At 62.8% G+C, this 20,501-nt stretch carries 19 protein-coding genes; 5 read left to right on the forward strand and 14 right to left on the reverse strand.

The features are described from left to right. Positions 1-11 precede the first annotated feature (11 nt). Genes WG899_RS07435 through WG899_RS07450 form a run of 4 tightly spaced genes read right to left on the reverse strand, consistent with a single transcriptional unit; the run spans position 12 to position 5,261 of the window. A complete protein-coding gene (locus tag WG899_RS07435; protein ID WP_339594991.1) occupies positions 12-1,259 on the reverse strand; it encodes a molybdopterin molybdotransferase MoeA in 1,248 nt (415 codons plus the stop codon). Further along, the gene (gene thrC / locus WG899_RS07440) at positions 1,252-2,658 is read right to left on the reverse strand and encodes a threonine synthase (RefSeq protein ID WP_339594992.1); all 1,407 of its coding nucleotides are present in this window, start codon (positions 2,656-2,658) and stop codon (positions 1,252-1,254) included. Before thrC ends, WG899_RS07435 begins: the two co-directional genes overlap by 8 nt. Then, on the reverse strand, positions 2,655-3,977 hold the full coding sequence (locus tag WG899_RS07445) for a homoserine dehydrogenase (protein WP_339594993.1): 1,323 nt from the start codon (positions 3,975-3,977) through the stop codon (positions 2,655-2,657). The genes thrC and WG899_RS07445 overlap by 4 nt, the downstream gene beginning before the upstream one ends. Before the next feature lie 57 nt (positions 3,978-4,034). Beyond that, positions 4,035-5,261, reverse strand: coding sequence for a pyridoxal phosphate-dependent aminotransferase (locus tag WG899_RS07450; RefSeq protein WP_339595154.1), 1,227 nt, complete (start codon positions 5,259-5,261; stop codon positions 4,035-4,037). Between the two features lie 175 nt (positions 5,262-5,436). Here WG899_RS07450 and WG899_RS07455 point away from each other — a divergent pair, with 175 nt between their 5' ends. The 4 genes from WG899_RS07455 (at position 5,437) to WG899_RS07470 (ending at position 9,427) form a co-directional block, all read left to right on the forward strand. Beyond that, the gene (locus WG899_RS07455) at positions 5,437-5,814 is read left to right on the forward strand and encodes an Mth938-like domain-containing protein (RefSeq protein WP_339594994.1); all 378 of its coding nucleotides are present in this window, start codon (positions 5,437-5,439) and stop codon (positions 5,812-5,814) included. A 139-nt stretch (positions 5,815-5,953) separates the two neighbouring features. Beyond that, the gene (locus WG899_RS07460; protein WP_339594995.1) at positions 5,954-6,433 is read left to right on the forward strand and encodes a peroxiredoxin; all 480 of its coding nucleotides are present in this window, start codon (positions 5,954-5,956) and stop codon (positions 6,431-6,433) included. A 310-nt stretch (positions 6,434-6,743) separates the two neighbouring features. Continuing rightward, positions 6,744-8,510 (forward strand): PhoH family protein, encoded by a 1,767-nt coding sequence (locus tag WG899_RS07465; protein ID WP_339594996.1) that lies wholly within the window; start codon positions 6,744-6,746, stop codon positions 8,508-8,510. Positions 8,511-8,590: 80 nt separating this feature from the next. Beyond that, a complete protein-coding gene (locus WG899_RS07470) occupies positions 8,591-9,427 on the forward strand; it encodes an HAD family hydrolase (protein ID WP_339594997.1) in 837 nt (278 codons plus the stop codon). A gap of 41 nt (positions 9,428-9,468) precedes the next feature. Here WG899_RS07470 and WG899_RS07475 read toward each other — a convergent pair whose 3' ends face one another. Next, the gene (locus WG899_RS07475; RefSeq protein ID WP_339594998.1) at positions 9,469-9,903 is read right to left on the reverse strand and encodes a YidB family protein; all 435 of its coding nucleotides are present in this window, start codon (positions 9,901-9,903) and stop codon (positions 9,469-9,471) included. A 138-nt stretch (positions 9,904-10,041) separates the two neighbouring features. Next, positions 10,042-11,949, reverse strand: a complete 1,908-nt coding sequence (locus WG899_RS07480; protein WP_339594999.1) for a propionate--CoA ligase — start codon at positions 11,947-11,949, stop codon at positions 10,042-10,044. A 327-nt stretch (positions 11,950-12,276) separates the two neighbouring features. On the opposite strand from WG899_RS07480, the gene WG899_RS07485 reads away from it, so the two are divergent. Beyond that, positions 12,277-13,101 carry a C40 family peptidase gene (locus tag WG899_RS07485; RefSeq protein WP_339595000.1) on the forward strand — a complete coding sequence of 275 codons (825 nt, stop codon included), beginning with the start codon at positions 12,277-12,279 and terminating at the stop codon, positions 13,099-13,101. A 34-nt stretch (positions 13,102-13,135) separates the two neighbouring features. Here WG899_RS07485 and WG899_RS07490 read toward each other — a convergent pair whose 3' ends face one another. From WG899_RS07490 to paaB, 8 genes are all read right to left on the reverse strand, one after another. Beyond that, a complete protein-coding gene (locus WG899_RS07490; RefSeq protein ID WP_339595001.1) occupies positions 13,136-13,660 on the reverse strand; it encodes a hypothetical protein in 525 nt (174 codons plus the stop codon). Between the two features lie 46 nt (positions 13,661-13,706). Continuing rightward, entirely contained in the window at positions 13,707-15,761 is a 2,055-nt protein-coding gene (gene paaZ, locus WG899_RS07495) for a phenylacetic acid degradation bifunctional protein PaaZ (protein WP_339595002.1), read from the reverse strand. Between the two features lie 95 nt (positions 15,762-15,856). Beyond that, entirely contained in the window at positions 15,857-17,029 is a 1,173-nt protein-coding gene (locus WG899_RS07500) for an ABC transporter substrate-binding protein (protein WP_339595003.1), read from the reverse strand. Positions 17,030-17,081: 52 nt separating this feature from the next. Further along, positions 17,082-17,699, reverse strand: a complete 618-nt coding sequence (locus WG899_RS07505) for a TetR/AcrR family transcriptional regulator (protein WP_339595004.1) — start codon at positions 17,697-17,699, stop codon at positions 17,082-17,084. Positions 17,700-17,717: 18 nt separating this feature from the next. Beyond that, positions 17,718-18,797 (reverse strand): 1,2-phenylacetyl-CoA epoxidase subunit PaaE, encoded by a 1,080-nt coding sequence (paaE, locus tag WG899_RS07510; RefSeq protein ID WP_339595005.1) that lies wholly within the window; start codon positions 18,795-18,797, stop codon positions 17,718-17,720. A 30-nt stretch (positions 18,798-18,827) separates the two neighbouring features. Further along, positions 18,828-19,373, reverse strand: coding sequence for a 1,2-phenylacetyl-CoA epoxidase subunit PaaD (paaD, locus tag WG899_RS07515; protein ID WP_339595006.1), 546 nt, complete (start codon positions 19,371-19,373; stop codon positions 18,828-18,830). Beyond that, positions 19,370-20,146, reverse strand: coding sequence for a 1,2-phenylacetyl-CoA epoxidase subunit PaaC (paaC, locus tag WG899_RS07520; protein WP_339595007.1), 777 nt, complete (start codon positions 20,144-20,146; stop codon positions 19,370-19,372). Before paaC ends, paaD begins: the two co-directional genes overlap by 4 nt. Before the next feature lie 10 nt (positions 20,147-20,156). Next, the gene (gene paaB / locus WG899_RS07525) at positions 20,157-20,477 is read right to left on the reverse strand and encodes a 1,2-phenylacetyl-CoA epoxidase subunit PaaB (protein WP_339595008.1); all 321 of its coding nucleotides are present in this window, start codon (positions 20,475-20,477) and stop codon (positions 20,157-20,159) included. Between the last annotated feature and the right edge of the window lie 24 nt (positions 20,478-20,501).

Raw genomic sequence — 20,501 nt, forward strand, 5'->3', positions numbered from 1 at the left:
CACCGGCGAGCTCATTGCAGCAACTCCGACATCGGCAGATAAGACACCATCTGACCGGGCTCAATCGTCTGCCCCGCCGGGTTGTCGAGCAGGCCATCGGCCCACACGGTGGAGGTCAGAACCCCAGAGCTTTGATTGGGGAACAGCTCAAGTCCACCGGCCTCGTTCAGGCGCACGCGCAAGAACTCACGGCGACGATCCGGTTTGGGCCAGGCGAAATCAGCACGCAGCATGAAGCCGCGTGGCGCCAAACGAGCCGCGCCTTGGAGGCGCAAGATCACCGGACGGACCAACAAAGCGAAGGTCACAAAGCTGGATACCGGATTGCCCGGCAGGCCGATGAACCAGGCGCCGCCTTCTGCTGAATTGACGCGACCAAAAGCCAGGGGCTTGCCGGGCTTGATGGCGATCTGCCACAGATCCAACTGGCCTTCGGCCAGCACGGCGGGGCGCAAATGATCCTCCTCACCAACCGAGACGCCGCCCGAGGTGATGATCAAGTCAGCGCGCGCTGCCGCTTCGCGCAAGGCGGCACGGGTGGCATCCAATCGATCGGGCACGATGCCCAGATCGACCACCTCGCAGCCCAGGCCTTGCAGCATCGCGCGCAGGGTGAAACGGTTCGAGTTGTAGATGGCACCGGGTTTGAGCGGCTCACCGGGCATCACCAACTCATCGCCGGTTGAAAACAAAGCGACGCGCGGGCGCCGAGCCACCTGCAAATGAGCCGCACCCACAGTGGCCGCCAGGCCAAGCGCTGCGGCATCGAGGCGCACGCCCGCAGCCAAGACGGTGCTGCCCTGCCGCACATCCTCGCCGCGGCGGCGAATCCATTGCCCGGCCTGCACGGCGGCATTGATACGCACGCTACCCAAGCCCTCGCCTGGCACCGATTCGCATTGCTCTTGCATTACCACCGCGTCGGCGCCGACGGGAATCTGCGCGCCAGTGAAGATGCGGGCCGCCGTGCCGGCTTGATGAACAGCACCGACCACACCGGCCGGCACCCGCTGCGCCACCGGCAACACACTGCCGACTTGAACCACATCGGCGGCGCACAAGGCATAGCCGTCCATGCTGGTGTTGTCGGCCGGAGGCACATCGAGCTGCGAGACCACATCGGCCGCCAAGACTCGACCCAGGCAGTCCGCCGTGGGCAAGGTCTCGGACTGCGCCAATGGCGCGACGGCACTCAAGAGGCGCTGCAAAGCCTCATCGAGACTCTGCATCGGCGCGCGCGGCTGAGACGGTTCAGACATGGGCGGCAAGAAAAGACTTCACCGCCTGCGTGTCCACCGGCAGGACCGTGACTCGCTTGGGCAGGGCTTCAATGTTCTCAAGACCCGCAGGACGCGGTGGCGTGAGCTGTAAAGCCTCTTCAATCGTCGCTGCGAACTTGGCCGGCAGCGCGGTTTCCAAGACCAGCATGGTGACGCCGGCCCCGCGCTTCTCCTGCGCCACCTTCAGACCATCGGCGGTGTGGGTGTCCACGATGACACCGTAACGTTCGTACGTGGCTCGGATGGTACTCAAGCGATCGGCATGGCTGCTGCGACCGGACTGGAAGCCATAACCCGCTATCGCTGCGTGCTCGGTCGCGCTGATCTCGAAGCGGCCTTGGCTGCTGATGGCTTCGCCAAACAAAGCCTTGACCCGCGCGCCATCTCGACCCAAGAGATCAAATACAAAGCGCTCGAAATTGCTGGCCTTGGAGATGTCCATCGAGGGGCTGGAGGTCTCATGCGTCTCGGCACTGCCGCGCACGCGGTAAACGCCGCTGCGGAAGAACTCATCCAGCACATCATTCTCATTGGTGGCCACCACCAGATGCGCGATCGGCAGCCCCATCATGCGCGCCACATGGCCGGCGCAGACATTGCCAAAATTGCCGGAGGGCACGGTGAAGCTGACCTTCTCCTCGTTTGACTGGGTGGCCTGGAAGTAACCCGCAAAGTAATAGACCACCTGCGCCAACAGACGGGCCCAGTTGATCGAATTGACGGTGCCGATTTTGTACTTGCGTTTGAAATCCAGATCGTTGGACACCGCCTTGACAATGTCTTGGCAATCATCGAACACGCCTTCGATGGCGATGTTGTGGATGTTGGCGTCTTGCAGACTGAACATCTGCGCCTGCTGGAAGGGGCTCATGCGGCCGTGCGGGCTCAGCATGAACACATTCACGCCGGCCTTGCCGCGCATGGCGTACTCGGCCGCGCTGCCGGTGTCGCCAGAAGTCGCGCCCAGGATGTTCAGCGTCTCTCCGCGCCGAGCCAGTTCGTACTCGAACAACTGGCCGAGCAATTGCATGGCCATGTCTTTGAAGGCCAAGGTCGGGCCATTGGACAAGGCCTGCAGCGCCAGGCCCGGCTCCAGCGTCTTGAGCGGTGTGATCTCGGGCGTGCCGAACACCGCCTCGGTGTAAGTACGGCGGGTGATGGCGCGCAGGTCGTCTGCGGGGATGTCGTCGATATAGAGCGACAAGATCTCAAAGGCCAAATCGGCATAAGCCAGGCCGCGCCAACGGGTCAAGGTGGCCGCGTCGATCTGCGGATAGCTCAGCGGCAAGTAGAGCCCGCCATCGGGCGCCAAGCCCTCCAGCAGGATCTCGCAGAAACGGCGCTCGGTTTGATCACCCCGGGTGCTGATGTACCTCATGCCAGCTCTTCCTTGCGCAGGCGCACGATGGGCGCCAACACCGTCGGCAAACCTTGCATGCGGGCCAGGGCAGTGTTCATGCCGCCTTCTTGGGTCTGGTGGGTCAAGATGATGAGGTCGGTTTGACGCTCACCCTCGGCGGACTCGCGCTGCAGCACCGCGTCAATCGAGATATCGCCCTCGGCCAAGATGGTGGTGATGCTGGACAGCACGCCGGCCTCGTCAGCCACGCGCAAGCGCAGGTAGTAGCTGGTCAAGACCTCGGTCATCGGCAGGATGGCGGTGTCGCTCATCGCATCGGGCTGGAAGGCCAGATGCGGCACGCGGTGATCCGGGTCTGCCGTGTGCAAACGGGTGATGTCGACCAGATCAGCAATCACGGCCGAGGCGGTGGGCTCGGCGCCCGCGCCCTTGCCGTAGTAGAGCGTTGTGCCAACCGCGTCGGCCTGCACCACCACCGCATTCATCGCACCTTCGACATTAGCAATCAGGCGAGACATCGGCACCAGCGTCGGGTGCACCCGCAGTTCGATGCCGCTACCAGATACATCACTGCGACGGCGCGTCAGGCCCAGCAGCTTGATGCGATAACCCAATTGCTCAGCGTACTTGATGTCAGCGGCCTGCAGCTGGCTGATACCCTCCACATGGGCTTTGTCAAACTGCACCGGCACACCAAAGGCAATGGCCGACATGATGGTCAGCTTGTGCGCGGCGTCCACGCCTTCGACGTCAAAAGTCGGGTCGGCCTCGGCATAGCCCAGGCGCTGCGCTTCTTTCAGCACCGTGCCGAAATCCAGGCCCTTGCTGCGCATCTCGGACAAGATGAAATTGGTGGTGCCGTTGATGATGCCGGCGATCCATTCAATGCGGTTGGCGGTGAGGCCTTCACGCAAGGCCTTGATGATGGGGATGCCTCCGGCCACAGCAGCCTCAAACGCCACCATCACGCCCTTGTCGCGCGCGGCGGCAAAGATCTCGGTGCCATGCACCGCCAGCAATGCCTTGTTGGCCGTGACCACATGCTTGCCTTGGGCAATCGCTTCCAGCACCAAGGTGCGGGCCAGATCGCAGCCGCCGATGGTTTCGACGACGATGTCGATCTCAGGGTTGCGAATGATCTCAAAGGGGTCGGCAGTGACGGCCACCGAGTCGCCAACGATCTGCTTGGCCAGCGCCACATTGCGGCGGCACACCATGGCCACTTCAATGCCACGGCCGGCACGGCCCTTAATCTCGGTCTGATTGCGGCGCAAAACATTGAATGTGCCGCTGCCCACGGTGCCCAGGCCCAGCAGGCCGACTTTGATCGGTTTCATGGCTTCAATCTCTTCTACAGAATTCGCTTTTGGGAATGGGGTGTCCTGCCGTGCGTTTCAGCGGCCTGCGCGTTTGCGGTAATGGCTCAGGAATCGCTCGATCCGGCCCACCGCGTCTTGAAGATCGTCGGAGTTGGGCAGGAACACCAGTCGGAAATGATCGGGGGCGATCCAGTTGAAGCCCGTCCCTTGCACGATCAGCACCTTTTCCTCGGCCAGCAGTTCATAGGCGAACTGCTGGTCATCCTCGATCGGGTAGATCTTCGGGTCCAGGCGGGGGAACATATAAAGCGCCGCTTTCGGCTTGACCACGCTAACGCCAGGAATCTGCGTCAACAGGTCGTAGGCCAAGTCACGCTGGCGGCAAAGCCGGCCGGTGGGCGCCACCAAGTCCTTGATACTTTGGTAGCCACCCAAGGCGGTCTGAATGGCCAACTGGCCCGGCGTGTTGGCGCACAAACGCATCGAGGCCAGCATATTTAGGCCCGTGATGTAGTCCTTGGCATGGCGTTTCTCGCCCGAGACGATCATCCAGCCGGCGCGGTAGCCGCAGGAGCGGTAGTTCTTCGACAAGCCATTGAAGGTCAGGCACAGCACATCATCGGCCAAAGAGGCAATGCTGGTGTGGGTGTTGCCATCAAACAGCGTCTTGTCGTAGATCTCATCGGCCATGATGATCAGCTGATGCTGACGCGCCACTTCGACAATCTCCTGCAGCACGCTATCGGGGTATAGCGCGCCGGTCGGGTTGTTCGGGTTGATCACGACGATGGCCCGGGTGTTGGGCGTGATCTTGCGCTTGATGTCCTCGATATCGGGCATCCAGTCGCTTTGCTCGTCACAGACATAGTGCACCGGCGTGCCGCCCGACAAGGCGACGGCCGCGGTGTAGAGCGGATAGTCCGGCGCAGGCAGCAAGACCTCGTCGCCGGTATCGAGCAAGGCATTGAGTGCCATCACGATCAGCTCAGACGCACCATTACCGAGGTAGACATCGTCAATGGTGACGCCGGCGATCTTCTTTTCCTGGCAGTAGTGCACCACCGCCTTGCGCGGCGCGAACAAGCCCTTGGAGTCGGTGTAGCCGGCTGCGGCGGGCAAGTTGCGGATCATGTCTTGCACGATCTCTTCCGGCGGCTCAATGCCGAAGGCGGCGATATTGCCGATGTTCAGCTTGATGATCTTGTGCCCTTCTTCCTCCATCTGCCGCGCCTTGTCGAGCACGGGTCCGCGAATGTCGTAACAAACATTGGCCAGCTTGCGGGACTTGAGCGTGGGCTTCAACAAGACGTGGACTCCTCAGGGGAAAGCTTGGGGAAAAGGCTTGGGCACAAATTGCTGCGCCGCAAAACATACAATTTAATCACAGGGTAGCAGGGTCTACCCGGCCAAGACGCATCACTTGCGGCAGCTGTCACCCGCAATCCGAAGAAGCTCACTTTCCCCCAGGCGAAGCCCGATGAAATTTCAACTCGATGAACCGCAAGGCGGCAACGCCATCTCGCGCCATGATGGCTCACGCGTTTGGGTCAATGGCGAGGTGCACCAATCCAGTTTGCTGGTGCCCTGGCGTGGCGAGGTTCAGGCTTGGGCGTTGACGCGCTTTGATGATTTGACGGAGTCCCACTTCGCGCAGATCTTGGCGATGCAACCCGAGCTGGTAATTTTCGGCAGCGGATCGCGCATTCGCTTTGCCAAGCCCGCGCTGTATCAGCAACTGATACAGGCACGCATTGGCATGGAAACCATGGATTTGGCGGCGGCCTGCCGCACCTACAACGTACTGGCCAGCGAGGGGCGCGCCGTCTTGGCCGCGCTACTGATCGAGCCTCAATAAGTAGGGCGCAACCAAGCCAAGATAGCTCGGGGCGAAGCAATCCCCCTAAGGTGCGAATCGAGGCTCGCCGGACGGGCCGGCCGTTCAACGTATAATCAACGGCTATGCCTACCCGGGCGCATCATATACAAAACGCCACATGACGCCAGCGCTCAACAAACCACTCCCGGAAATTGAAGCCCTTGCCACCGGAGGCGTGAAGTTCACACCCCATACCTTCTTGGGTCAATCGGTGGTGCTGTACTTCTACCCGAAGGACAATACACCAGGTTGCACGACGGAAGCCATGCAATTCCGTGATCGGCACAAGGATTTCGTGAAAGCTGGCGCAGTTGTGCTCGGCGTTTCGCGTGACAACATGGCTTCGCACGAAAAGTTCAAGCAAACGCTGGAACTGCCGTTCGAGCTGATCGCCGACACCGAAGAGAAGCTCTGCCATATGTTCGGCGTGGTCAAGAACAAGATCATGTACGGCAAGAAGGTCAAGGGCATCGAACGTTCCACCTTCCTGATCGACGCTGGCGGCGTGCTGCGTGCCGAATGGCGCGGCATCAAGGTTGCCGGCCATGTGGACGAGGTGCTGAAGGAAGTTAGCGCCCTGAAGAAAGAAGCCGCTTAAATTGCATTGCCCTTGATCCGCGATTTCGCGGGACAAGCCGCAAAAAGCGCCAACGGCGCAAAAACTCAAAAAGCCGGTTCGACCCAGGGTCCGAGCCGGCTTTTTTGCATTTGATGCCCAGGCCATGTGCTTCACCCCAAGTGGCGCTCAAAGTGTCACCTTGCTTTGTGCATAATGGTTCCATGCCCGAGAGCCATGAAGCCAACACTGAAAGCCGCACAGTTGTCTGTGCGGCTTTTCTTTTTTCTTCACCGGCCATCTTGTTCCCAAGCCTTCGGCCAGCCGGCCGACCCAACGCAGCCTGACATCCATGCCTCTGCCCAAAGCCCCGACAAAACGCGCCAGCCGTCTTGAGTCAAACGCATTTGAGACCACGCTGACCGTCAGCAAGCCCGACCCGAGCCGCAAGGTCGCTGCGGCCAAGCCGGCCGCCACCGCCGCCGCTATTGCAGCACCCGCCAGCCCAGCGGTCACACCAATGAGCAGCAGCAACAGCCCTCGCTCAAAGGCCAAGTCCTCGCAGACCAAAGCCACACCGCTGACGCAGCAAGCCCAACCGGCCGCTCCGGTGCAAACCACATTCACCCCAAGCGCGGTGCAGGCAGCCCGCACACCCGTCGCCAAGCCCAGCAAGCCGGCAAGCCGCAAGAGCGCGGGCACGCGGCAAGCCGGTAGCGAAGCCAGCAAGTTATTCGTGCTCGACACCAATGTGCTGATGCACGACCCGATGTGCTTGTTCCGCTTTGAGGAACACGACATTTATCTGCCCATGATCACACTGGAGGAGATGGACGGCCACAAAAAGGGCATGACCGAAGTCGCTCGCAATGTGCGCCAGGTCAGCCGTGAGTTGGACAATCTGGCCGGCGGACTGAAGAGCAGCGGCATCGAGGAAATGGCCAAGGGCCTGCCGCTGGATCACACCGGCCACCGCGAGGCCGGCGGGAAACTGTTCTTCCAGACCGAGTTGATCGACACCCCGCTGCCAGTCGGGCTACCGCAGGGCAAGGCCGACAACCAGATCCTGGCCGTGGTGCAGGCGCTGAAACTGAAGAACCCAGGCCGCGAGGTGGTACTGGTGTCCAAGGACATCAATATGCGCATCAAGGCCCGCGCCTTGGGCCTGCCCACCGAGGACTACCGCAACGACAAGACGCTGGAAGACTCCGACCTGCTCTACACCGGTGTGCAGGCGCTGCCGGCCGACTTCTGGGAGCGCCACGGCAAGACCATGGAAAGCTGGCAGCAAGGCGGCCTCACCTTCTATCGAATCAACGGGCCGCTGGTGCCTTCGCTGCTGGTCAACGAGTTGGTCTATCTGGAAGCACCCGGCGCCGCACCGCTCTACGCCAAGGTGCTGGAAATCACCGGCAAAACCGCCGTGCTGCGAACGCTGAAGGACTATGGCAACCAGAAGCACTCGGTCTGGGGCGTCACGGCACGCAACCGCGAGCAAAACTTTGCCCTCAATTTGCTGATGGACCCGGACTGCGACTTCGTCACCCTGACCGGCACCGCCGGCACCGGCAAGACACTGATGACGCTGGCGGCCGGTCTCTCGCAGGTGCTGGATGATCGCCGTTACTCGGAGATCATCGTCACCCGCGTGACCGTGCCGGTGGGCGAGGACATCGGCTTCCTGCCCGGCACCGAGGAAGAAAAGATGAGCCCCTGGATGGGTGCGCTGGATGACAACCTGGAGGTGCTGGCGCGTGGCGACAGTGCCGCCGGCGAATGGGGCCGCGCCGCCACCAACGACTTGGTGCGCAGCAAGATCAAGATCAAGAGCTTGAACTTCATGCGCGGCCGCACCTTCCTGAACAAGTTCGTCATCATCGACGAGGCGCAAAACCTGACGCCGAAGCAGATGAAGACCTTGATCACCCGCGCCGGCCCTGGCACCAAGATCGTCTGCCTGGGCAATCTGGCGCAGATCGACACGCCCTACCTGACCGAAGGCAGCTCCGGCCTGACCTTTGCCGTCGACCGCTTCAAGGGCTGGGCCCACAGCGGCCATGTGACGCTGGCGCGCGGCGAACGCTCGCGCTTGGCGGACTTTGCCTCCGAAGTGCTCTAAATACGAAGCTAGGGCACTTCATCCAAGGGCGGCCTGCGGGCCGCCCTTGTTCTTTCTTGTTTGCGACAATTGCAGCCCTCATGACGCTTTACGTTTCCGATCTCGACGGTACCTTGCTCGATGCCCAAGGACGCCTCGCCCCCAGCACCCGCGCCGGCCTGGTGCGGCTGCTCAATGAAGGCCTGCTGTTCACCGTGGCCAGCGCACGCCATGTCAGCTCGATCCGCAACATCCTCGGCGACCTGCCGCTACGCCTGCCGGTGATTTCATCGAACGGCGCCTACATCAGCGAGATGGCCAGTTGCCGGCATGAGTTGGTGCACGCCATGGAACCCGATTTGGCCCGCGCTGTGCTGGCCTTGATTGAGCGCCATGGCCTGATGCCCTTCATCTCCACGCATGGACCCAAGGGCGACCAGTTGTTTTACCAGTCGGTGCACAACGAGGCGCAGCAGAGCTTTGTCGATGAGCGCCTGCGCAATGCCGACCCACGCTTGCGCCACAGCGCTCGCCTGCAAGACGAACTTCATGACCCGGCGGTGACCTTTGTGGTGGTGGAGCGCGAAGCACCCTTGGCCGCGCTACAGGCCGAGATCGATGCGCTGTGTGGCGACGCGGTTGAAACGCATCTGGCTGAAGATCTCTACAAACCCGGCTGGCCCTGGTTGACGGTGCACGACCGGCGCGCCACCAAAGACCAGGGCATCAAGACCTTGGCCGAGCGCTACGGCCTGCACGACCGCGAAGTGGTGGTCTTTGGCGACCATGTCAACGACATCAAGATGCTACGCGCCGCGCATCGGGGCATTGCGGTCGGCAATGCCATCGCGGCCGTCAAGGAAGAGGCCCATCAGGTGATCGGCCCCCACCATGAGGACAGCGTGCTGCGTTTCATTGAAACGGACTGGCGGCGCTAAGACATTCACCGCCCATCCGCTGCAGCCCGTCGAGGCAGCAATTAGGCCTTCAGCAGACCACCCAGCAAGCTGCTCAGGTCGCCGATATTGCCGGCGCCGGCAGCGGGCACTTCACCATGCGGCGTCAACTTGTCGATGATCTGCGGCAGCATCTGGCTCAGGATGGCGCCAACATCGGCGTGCGAGGCGCCACTTTGCGCCGTCAACTGATCCATCAGATTGCCACCCAAGGCGGCGCTGAGTTGTTCGCCAGAGACCGGCAAATTGGCTCCAGTCGACACCCAGGACTTGACCTGCTCACCAAGCCCGGCCCCGGCCAGCTTTTCCAGCAAACCGCCCATGCCGCCATGCGCCGAACCATTGGCCAGCAGGCCCGACACAATGCCCACCCAGTCGGCACCGCCGCCGCCCACGGCCCCGCCTTGACCGACCAAGGCCTGTTGGGCCAAGCCCAGCAAAGAATCCATCAAACTCATTTTCTATCTCCCTGTGAACTCAAACACTCGATGACCCATCGCCATCGAGTGTGGATTGTCAGGGTACAAAATGAACGAACGACGAGCTTCTTCGGTAAGCGGTAATTTGAACGTCGAGGCGGCAGATGCCAAGACACATCAACTCAGCATGGCCTTGATCTGTTGCAAGGCGCTGGGGTCCTCGATGGTGGTCAGGTCGCCCGGATCGCGGGACTCGCACACCGCCTGAATGGCGCGGCGCAGCAGCTTGCCCGAGCGCGTCTTCGGCAGCACGCTGACAAAACGCACCCGCGCCGGCCGAGCCACCGCGCCAAGTTGTTCATCGACGCGCTTCATGATCTCGGCCTCTTGCTTCTGTGCGCCTTCCGGGCTGGCGGCCAAACTCGCGTCCTTCAAGACCGCAAAAGCCATCGCAACCTGCCCCTTCAGAGCGTCGGCCACGCCGACCACGGCCACCTCGGCCACATTCGGATGGCTTGCGATGCTCTCCTCGATTTCGCGTGTCCCGAGGCGGTGGCCGGCAACATTGATCACATCGTCGGTACGGCCGAGGATGAAGTAATAGCCATCGGCGTCGCGCACGCCCCAATCAAAGGTCGAATAGACCTGACGCCCCGGAATGCTGGACCAATAAGTGTTGACGAAGCGCGCATCGTCGCCCCACACCGTTTGCAAACAGCCGGGCGGCAGTGGCCCCTCAATGGCCAGCACGCCCTTCTGATTCGGGCCGAGCAATTCCTCGCCACTGCCCTCGTCCAGCAACTTGACACGATAGCCATACATCGGCACGCCGGGCGAGCCGAGCCGACTGGCCTGCGGCAGCACCCCGGCCACGCTATTGGCCAAGGACAGGATGGGCCAACCGGTCTCGGTCTGCCAGTAGTTGTCGATGATGGGCACGCCCAAGCCCTCGGCGATCCAGGCGCTGGTCGGCTCGTCAAGCGGTTCACCGGCCAGAAACAGGCCACGCAGCGAGCTCAGGTCATAACGCTTCAAATAGGCAGGATCCTGCTTCTTCAAGACCCGTATCGCCGTCGGCGCGCTGAACATCAGGCTGACCTTGTAGCGCTCGACCAGGCTCCACCAGATGCCCGCGTCGGGGCGGGTCGGCAGGCCCTCGAACATCAGGGTGGCCATGCCGGCCAGCAAGGGGCCGTAGATGATGTAGCTGTGGCCCACCACCCAGCCGATGTCGCTGGTGGAGAAAAAGGTTTCACCGCTGCGGCCGCCGAAGATGTGCTGCATGCTGGCGGCCAAGGCCACCGCGTAGCCGCCGGTGTCGCGCTGCACGCCTTTGGGCTTGCCGGTGGTACCGCTGGTGTAGAGGGTGTAGCTGGGGTGACCGGCATCGAGCCAGACGCAAGCCACATGCGCCCCGGCATGCTGAGTGCGCAGCGCGGCATAGTCCAAATCGCGCTGAGCGACACGCTGCATGGGCGCCAGGCCGCGATCCACCAGCAGCACAGCCGCGGGCTTGTGCTGCGCCAATTCAATCGCCTCATCCAGCAAATGCTTGTAGGGCACGACCTTGCCCGAGCGGCTGCCGGCGTCGGCGCTGATGATCAGCTTGGGCGTGGCGTCATCGATGCGGCTGGCCAGACTGTGACTGGCAAAGCCGCCAAACACCACCGAATGGATGGCCCCGATGCGGGCGCAGGCCAGCATCGCAAAAGCAGCCTCCGGGATCATCGGCATATAGACCAGCACGCGGTCACCCTGCTGCACCCCTTGGGCCAGCAAGATGGCGGCCATGCACTCCACCTCGGCCTGCAGTTCGGCAAAGCTATAAACCCGCTCCTGCTCGACCTCGGTCGAAACCCAGATCAGCGCCCTATCTGCCGGCCGATCGCGCGCATGCCTGTCGACCGCGTTGTGGCACAGATTGGTCTGCCCGCCGACGAACCAGCGCGCAAACGGCGGCTTGCTGTAATCACAGATCTGCTCGGCCGGCTTGTGCCACTCGATCAATTCCGCTTGCTCGGCCCAAAACAGATCCGGCTCGCTGAGCGAGCGCTGATGAAACTGGGCGTAGCTTTGAGTGGGCATACAGGGCTCCAATGAACGCAATTCGATGAGCAGACATTTCATGAGCCGCGACTGACTGCAGACTGACCTCAGCCCAATTGCCGCCCCGCCGCAACAACAGCCTGAGGGCAAAAGCGTGCAAAGCTTGCGCCAGGTCAGCCCCCAAACCAGGCGACGCCTCAGGCAAGCATGAGGCATGCGGTAAAATAAGGGATAACCCTGAATTCACCTTGAGTTCCTTTCATCTTGCCGGCCCCGCGCCTTGATTTAGATCGGACTTACCCTTGCTGAGCCGCCTATTTGCTTGACACTCGAAACAGCCCCCGCCTAAGCTGCGCGCCGAACACCATGCTCGACGCCCGCTCCCGCCCCCTCTTTGCCATCCCCCGTTTCTTGTCTGTCTGCCGCTTGACGGTTTGCGCGGCCGGCGTGGTGCTGGCTGCTTCGGCGCAGGCGCAGAATCCATCGGGCCAGCCGGCCGGCATGGTGACCGGGGCTTGGGGCCAGAGCCAGCAGATGCATAAAACCGCCTACCTGGCGCCGAATTCGGCTGAAAAATCCAGTGGCACTTCGCTCACCGCTGCAACCAATACGGTTGCCACCAGCCCCACGGCAGTGGCACTCCCAAGCTTGTCCAGTTTGCCGAGCTTGCCCGCATTGGGGGCTGCCACCGACCCGGTCAGCAAATTTCTGCAAGAGCGGGGCTTGCTCGCTCAAGCCCAAGGAGAATCGAGCCGCTTGATGGAGCAGATGCGCGATGCCGCTTCTGGCCTGGTGGTGTCGGCGATGAACTTCCTCGGCGTGCGCTACACCCGCGGCGGCAACTCGGTCGAAAGCGGCTTTGACTGCAGCGGTTTCACCCGCCACATCTTCGAGATGAGCGTGGGCATGGTGCTGCCGCACCGAGCCGATGAGCAGGCCCGCATGTCCAATCTGCTGACAGTCAAGCGCGAAGAGCTGAAGCCCGGCGATCTGGTGTTCTTCAACACCATGAAGCGCACCTTCTCGCACGTGGGCATCTATGTGGGCGAAGGCAAGTTCATCCACTCACCCCGCGTCGGCGGCGCCGTGCGGGTCGAAGATATGCGCGAAGCCTACTGGGCCAAGCGCTTCACCGGCGCCCGTCGCGCTGACCTGAACGCCTCGGTCGATTCGCCCAAAGCCCAGCGCTGAAACGCCTTATGGCGCACTGAGCGTGCTTTAACGCTCAGTCTCCGCCCGCGCCCGCTGGCCTGGCAAAGCCCTCATCCACCCATGCCTGCGCACTGCGCTCGCTCAGCTTGAAGCCGGCCGACACGCGCACTTGCGCCAAGAGCTCGCCACTCAAGTCCTGGGCACTCAGCAGCGCATAAGGGTTATCTTCATCGGGCACGATGTCCAACATCACCTGCACCCGCCCCTGTTCGCTGTCCACCCGCAGGCTCTTGTGCAACTGGGCATGCAATTGCTGCTCATGCCGGCGCAGCACTTCGGAGGCGGTCTTCACCAGGGTGTGAAAAGCCGGCGCCGACAAAGGCTTGGGGTTCTTCTTGTCGCGGCCCATGGTCCAAGGCCCGACCAGCGCGGGCTCGGCCTCGCCGGCCAAGGTCATGGCCACAGCCCAGCCTTCGTCGTCTTCGTTCTTGATCACCTGGGCGGTCCAGCGCTCGTCGCGCCAGAGCAGATCGCTCTGCACCCAGCTCTCTTCTTCGTTCAGCAGCGCGCCCTCGGCGGCCTTCAAATGCGTGTTCATGGCCGGCACGGTATCACGCGGCCGGCCAAGTCTTGTCAGCAGGGCATCAAACGGGCTTCTTGGCCACCAGGGTCAGGATGTCATAACTGGCCACCAACTCGCCACGCTGGTTCATCACCTGCACATCCCAGGCGACCACACCTTGCGGTGGCTGGTCCGGGCGATTGCCGCGATCAATACGGCGTTTGCAAGTGAGGCGCGCCTGGATGGTGTCGCCAATCGCCACCGGGTTCACGAAGCGCAGGGTGTCGAGGCCGTAATTGGCCAGCACCGGGCCAGGAGCCGGCGACACAAAAAGGCCGGCCGCGGCCGACAGCACGAAGTAGCCGTGGGCGATGCGCTGGCCAAACTGCGTGTCCTTGGCCGCCACCTCGTCGAAGTGCATGTAGAAATAGTCACCCGAGACGCCGCCAAAATTGACGATATCGGCCTCGCTGACGGTGCGGCGATGGGTCAGCAGAGAATCGCCGACCTGGATCTCTTCGAAGTGCTTACGGAAAGGATGGACGGCATCTTCTTGCACCTTGCCACCTCGCTGGTACTCGCCGGTGATGGCGCTCAGCATGGTCGGGCTGCCCTGCACGGCGCAGCGCTGCAGATAGTGTTTGACCGAGCGGATGCCGCCCAACTCTTCGCCACCGCCGGCGCGGCCCGGGCCGCCATGCTTCAGCTGCGGCAGCGGCGAGCCGTGGCCGGTGGACTCCTTGGCCGCATCGCGGTCCAGCACCAGCAGGCGGCCGTGGAAGGCCGCGGCGTGATAAACCGCCTGAGCGGCAATCGCCGGGGTCTTGGTGACCACCGAGCCGACCAGGCTGCCGCGACCCTTGGCGGCCAAGCTCAGCGCCTCGTCCAACTCCTGGTAAGGCATCAAGGTGGACACCGGGCCGAAGGCTTCCAAGTTGTGGACTTGCTCGTTGGCAAAGGCATCGCGGCAAAGCAGCAAGGTCGGTGCGAAGAACGCGCCCTCGCCCACGCCCTCGCCCACCGGCGCAAAGCCGTCCTTGGCGCCGAAAACGACTTCATTGCCGGCACTCAGCAAGGCCACGCGCTCGGCCACATCGGCCTGCTGGGCCTTGGAGGCCAGGGCGCCCATGCGCACGCCGTCCACGGCCGGGTCACCGACCTTGATCTTGGCCAGGCGCGCACGCAGCGCCTCGGCCACTGCATCGATGTGGCGGGTGGGCACGATGGCGCGGCGGATGGCGGTGCATTTCTGGCCGGTCTTGGCCGTCATCTCGCGCGCCACTTCCTTGACGAAGAGCTCGAACTCGGGATCACCCACTTCCACATCGGGCGCCAAGATGGCGCAGTTCAAGCTGTCCGCCTCGCCGTTGAAGGGAATCGAGCGTGCAATCAAGTTTTTGTTGACGCGCAGCATGGCGGCCGTGTCGGCCGAGCCGGTGAAAGTGACCACATCGGTCTCTTCCAGGCGGTCCAGCAAATCACCCGAGCCGCCTACGATGAGCTGCAAGCTGCCGGCGGGCAGCAGGCCGCTTTCATGGATCAGACGCACGCACGCTTCAGCCACGAAGGAGGTGGCGGTGGCCGGCTTGACGATGCAAGGCATGCCCGCCAGGAAGCTGGGCGCGAACTTCTCCAACATGCCCCACATGGGGAAGTTGAAGGCATTGATGTGCACCGCCACGCCGCGCTTGGGCACCAGGATGTGGGAGCCGATGAACTGCCCCTCCTTGCTCAGCGGGATGGCCGGGCCCTCGTGAAAGACATTGCTGGACGGCAGCTCACGCCGGCCGATGCTGGCGTAGGCGAACAAGGTGCCGATGCCGCCCTCGATATCGATCCAGTTGTCGCTGCGCGTGCCGCCGGTGTGGGCGGAGATGGCATACAGGCCCTCCTTGCGCTCGAGCAGATAAGTCGCCAGGGCCTTGAGCCGGGCGGCGCGTTGCTGGAAATCCAGGGCCAGCAGCGCAGGCAAGGCCTGACCCCGCGCAAAGGCCAGGCTCTCGCCGAAGTCAATCTCGTCTGCATGGGTCAGCGCCACCGGCCGGCCATTGACGGCACTGTGCAAGGCGCGGGCCGCCTGGCTACCGATCCAACGGTTGGCAATCAAACTCTGGAGGATAGGGGGGCTGAAGGACATGATGGCAACCTCAAAACAGCGATTTCACAAACTACACGAACAAAGAGCGAGCACCCTTGGGCGCTCGCTCGCTTTCACACTGACACCGGCAATCTTCAGGGCTGATATTTCCAGGTGCCATTTTCGATCTTGACCATCACGCGGGCGCGCTGATCCAAGCCCAGATGGTCGGTCGGCGACATATTGAACACACCGTGCGCGCCCGGCAGTTCCTTGACGGACTCCAAGGCATCACGCAGGGCGGCGCGGAAGGCTGGGGTACCCGGTTGCGCCTTTTTCAGCGCGACCGGCACAGCCGCTTGCAACAAGAGCCCGGCGTCCCAGGCGTGGCCGCCAAAGGTTGACACCGTGCCCTTGCCAAAGGCGGCCTCGTACTTGCTCACATAGTCCTGCGCGCTCTTCTTGACCGGGTGATCGGCCGGCAGCTGAGCCGCCACCAGCACGCCGCCTGAAGGCAGGAAAGTGCCTTCGACATCCTTGCCGCCGACGCGCAGGAAATCATTGTTAGCCACACCATGGGTCTGGTAGTACTTGCCAGCGTAACCACGCTCCTTCAAGGTCTTTTGCGGCAGCACGGCGGGCGTGCCAGAGCCGGCAATCAGCACCGCATCGGGCTTGGCCGCCATCAGCTTGAGCACTTGGCCGGTGACCGAGGTATCGGTGCGCGCATAACGCTCTGAGGCCACTACCTTGATGCCCTTGACGTCGGCGATCTTGCTGAACTCCTGGAACCATCCCTCGCCATAGGCATCGGCAAAACCGATGAAGCCGGCCGTCTTGACGCCCGCGCTGGCCATGTGCTGGGCAATCGCCAGCGCCATCATGATGTCGTTCTGCGGCGTCTTGAAGACCCAGCGCTTTTTCGCATCGACCGGCTCCACGATGCGGGCCGAGGCCGCCATCGCGATCATTGCGGTAGAGCCTTCAACCACCGCATCCAGCATGGCCAAGGAGTTGGGCGTGGTGGTTGATCCGATGATCACATCGACCTTGTGCTCGGTGATCAGCTTGCGTGTGTTGGCCACCGCGGCGGTGGTGTCCGAGGCGTCATCCAACACGATGTAGTTGACCTTGTGGCCGCCCATCGTGGCCGGCATCAGACTCAGGGTGTTTTTCTCCGGGATGCCCAAGGAGGCCGCCGGGCCAGTGGCCGAAACGGTGACGCCCACATTGATGTCGGCCCGCGCCGAGCCCATCAGGCCGAGCTGGCCCAACAAAGCCGCGCTGGCCAACAACGCCGGAAGTGATTGCTTGATCAGCTTTTTCATCTCGCCAGTCTCCTTGTGTTGAATACTCGATTGGGATGCAAACAGACTTGTTTCAGGCCGGCGTCGCCGTCACCGCGCCCAGCCCGCCGAAGAACAGATCGGCCACCATAGGGGCCACCGCCTCATAGGTCAACTCACCATCGGGTTTGAGCCAGGTGAAGGTCCAGTTGATCATGCCAAACAGCAACATGGTCAAGGGCTTGTGCAGCTTGGCGGCGTGCAACTCCGGCCGCACGGCGGCCACCGCATCGGCAAAGGCGGCCACCACACGGCGCTCGATCTCAAGCAGCCGGGCCCGGTCTTCGTCATTCAGAAATTTCACGTCTTCGGTCAGCACCCGGTGCTCGTTCTGTGCCTCCCCATAGGCCTGCACAAAGCGCGCAATCAGGCTGCGCAACAGCCCCTCGGGGCTGAGCCGATTGGCGAGCCCCTGCGCCTGGATCTCCATCACCAGGCTCTCCAGCCATTGCACATGGGTCTCGCAGATTTGCATCAAGAGCTCATGCTTGTCGCGCACATAGTGATAGAGCGTGGGCTTGCTGACCGCACAGGCCTCGGCCACCGCATTCATCGACGTGCCGGGGTAGCCCTGGTTAGCGAACAGCCGCGCCGCTTCGCGCAGGATTTCGCCGCGTTGATTTTCAAAGCCCGGGGCTCGTCCTCTTGCCATCTGCGTCTGAGCCCCGCTTCAGCGTTCGTCAAACGAGATCACCACCCGCGGCGTCAAGGCATGGGCCTGGCAGCTGAGGATGAAGCCGGCGGCCACTTCGGCCTTGTCGAGCGCGAAATTCTTGTCCATGCGCACCTCGCCCTCCAGCAGCTTGCAGCGGCAGGTCGAACACACGCCGCTCTTGCAGGAAAAAGGCACGTCCATGCCGGCACGCGCGGCCGCGTCGAGCAGACTGGCGTCGGTCTTGGCAAATTCGATCTCGCGGCTCAGGCCATCACGAATCACGGTGACCCGCGCACTGTCGGCATCGCCGGCCAAAACCTGGTGTGGCGCCGGCTTGCCGGACTGCATCTCCAGGGTACCGAAGCGTTCCACATGGATGCGATCTTCGGCCACCCCGGCGGCCCGCAGCGCGGCTTCGGCCGCATCGTTCATCTCGAAGGGGCCGCAGATATAGGCCTGATCGATGCTGGCGGCCGGCACCAGTGTCTGCAGAAATTCGCCCAGCTTGGCGGCATCGATGCGGCCCGCCAGCAGCGGCGCATCAACATGCTCGCGCGAGAACACATGGTGCAGCGAAAGCCGCGTCATGTAGCGGTTTTTCAGATCCTCGATCTCCTCCTTGAACATGGTGGAGGCCTGGGCGCGGTTGCCGTAGATCAGCGTAAAGCGAGACTGCGGATCGCGCGCCAGCAAGGTTTTCATGAGGGACAGAATCGGCGTGATGCCCGAACCAGCCGCAATGCCCAGATGATGGGCGCCCTGCACCGCCTGGGCTTGCAGGCCAAAACGCCCTTGCGGCGGATAGCTCTCGATCACCGCACCGGCCTTGAGCTCGCGGTTGACCCAGGTCGAAAAGGCGCCGCCCTCGACCCGGCGCACGCCGACGCGCAACTCGCCATCGTCCGCACCGGCGCAGATCGAGTAAGAGCGGCGCAGATCCTGCCCATCGATGTGGTGGCGCAGGGTCAGGTATTGCCCCGGCGTGAAGCGGAACTCGTTTTGCAAGGCGGCTGGCACATCAAAGGCCACAACCACCGCTTCATCGGTTTCGGCGGTGACCGAGCGAACGGTCAGGGGATGGAAATGCAGACTCATGGTCTTGATCCGTCTCTGTGAATCAAACAATCAGATGGGCTTGAAATGCTCAAACGGCTCGCGGCAGGCCAGGCAGCGGTACAGCGCTTTGCAGGCGGTCGAGCCAAAGGCCGAGAGCTTTTCGGTTTGCAGGCTGCCGCAGCGCGGGCAAGCCAGCTGGGTCAGCGCGGCGCGGTGCACCAAGCGAATCGGTTGCGCGCTGCCGGTCGCGACTGGGCCCGGCGGCGCGATGCCATAGGCGCGCAGTTTTTCGCGCCCCTCGGCAGTGATCCAATCGGTGGTCCAGGCCGGCGCCCGTTGCAAGGTAACGCGCACCTCGCCGAAGGGCGCCAGCGCCGCACGCACATCGTCTTGGATCAGCTCGGTGGCCGGGCAGCCGCTGTAGGTGGGCGTCAGCACCACCTCCAGGCCCTCGATGCCGTCTTCACGCAAACGCAGGTCGCGCACGATGCCCAGCTCGCACAGCGAGATCACCGGTACCTCGGGGTCGGGGATCTGACGCAGGACCTCCCAGGCCGCATCCAAACGCCCGCAGGCGGATGCAGTGGGCGGCGCGCCGCTGAGGGGTAAATTCACCACTTGCCCCCGGGGTAGGCGCGCTGCAGGTATTGCATCTCGGCCAGCAGATGGCCCATATGCTCGCTGTGGATGCCGCGGCGGCCGGCGGACACATAGGCGCTGGGCTTGGGGTGGGCCAGGGTCGCGTCGGCCAGCACCTCGTTCATCTGCGCCTGCCAGTCGGCACGCAACTCGGACCAGGCCGGGCCAAGGCCCTGGGCCACGGCCGTCTCGTCCACCGCGTCGGCGTCAAAGAGTTCGTTGAACAAGGGCCAGAGCTGAGCCAAGGCCTCGCGCATGCGGGCGGCCGATTCGTCGGTGCCATCGCCCAGGCGCACCACCCAGTCGGCGGCATGCTGCTGGTGATAGGCGGATTCCTTCACCGCCTTGGCGGCAATCGCCGCCACCTCGGCATCACTGCTGTGTTGCAGACGGCCCCAAAGCAGCAACATCCACGTGGCCACGGCGAAGTTGCGCAGCTGAGTGAAGGCAAAGTCGCCACGCGGCAGCTCCATCAACACAGGGTTCAGGTACTGGCGCTCATCGCGCAGAAAGGCCAGTTGGTCTTCGTCATGGCCTTGACCGTCCAGTTGCGCGGCGCGTGTCAGCAAGGCCCGCGCCTGGCCAATCAGGTCCAGCGCCATATTGGCCAAGGCCAGGTCTTCTTCGAGGATGGGCCCATGGCCGCACCACTCACCCAGGCGCTGGCCCAGGATCAAGCAGCTGTCGGCAAGGCGCAGCAGATAGTGGACTTGCGGGCTGCTGCCGACTTGAATCGATGCGTGTGTCATACCGGCGCGCTTACATGTGGTTGATGGCATCGGGCAGCTGATAGAAGGTCGGGTGGCGGTACACCTTGTCTTCCATCGGATCGAAGTACATGCCCTTCTCGCCCGGGTCCGAGGCGACGATCTGGTTCGACAGCACCACCCAGATGCTGGAGCCTTCTTGGCGACGGGTGTAGACCTCGCGCGCCATCTGGATCGCCATCTTGGCGTCGGCCGCATGCAGGCTGCCGCAATGCTTGTGATCCAGCCCGGCCTTGCTGCGCACAAAGACTTCCCACAGCGGCCATTCGTTAGACGGGGCGACAGCGGGTGCGCTTGGCTTGTTCTCGCTCATGATCTGCTTGCTTTCTTTGCTGTT

The sequence above is a fragment of the Paucibacter hankyongi genome, from assembly GCF_037482915.1.
In the GTDB taxonomy this organism is placed as follows: domain Bacteria; phylum Pseudomonadota; class Gammaproteobacteria; order Burkholderiales; family Burkholderiaceae_C; genus Paucibacter_A; species Paucibacter_A hankyongi.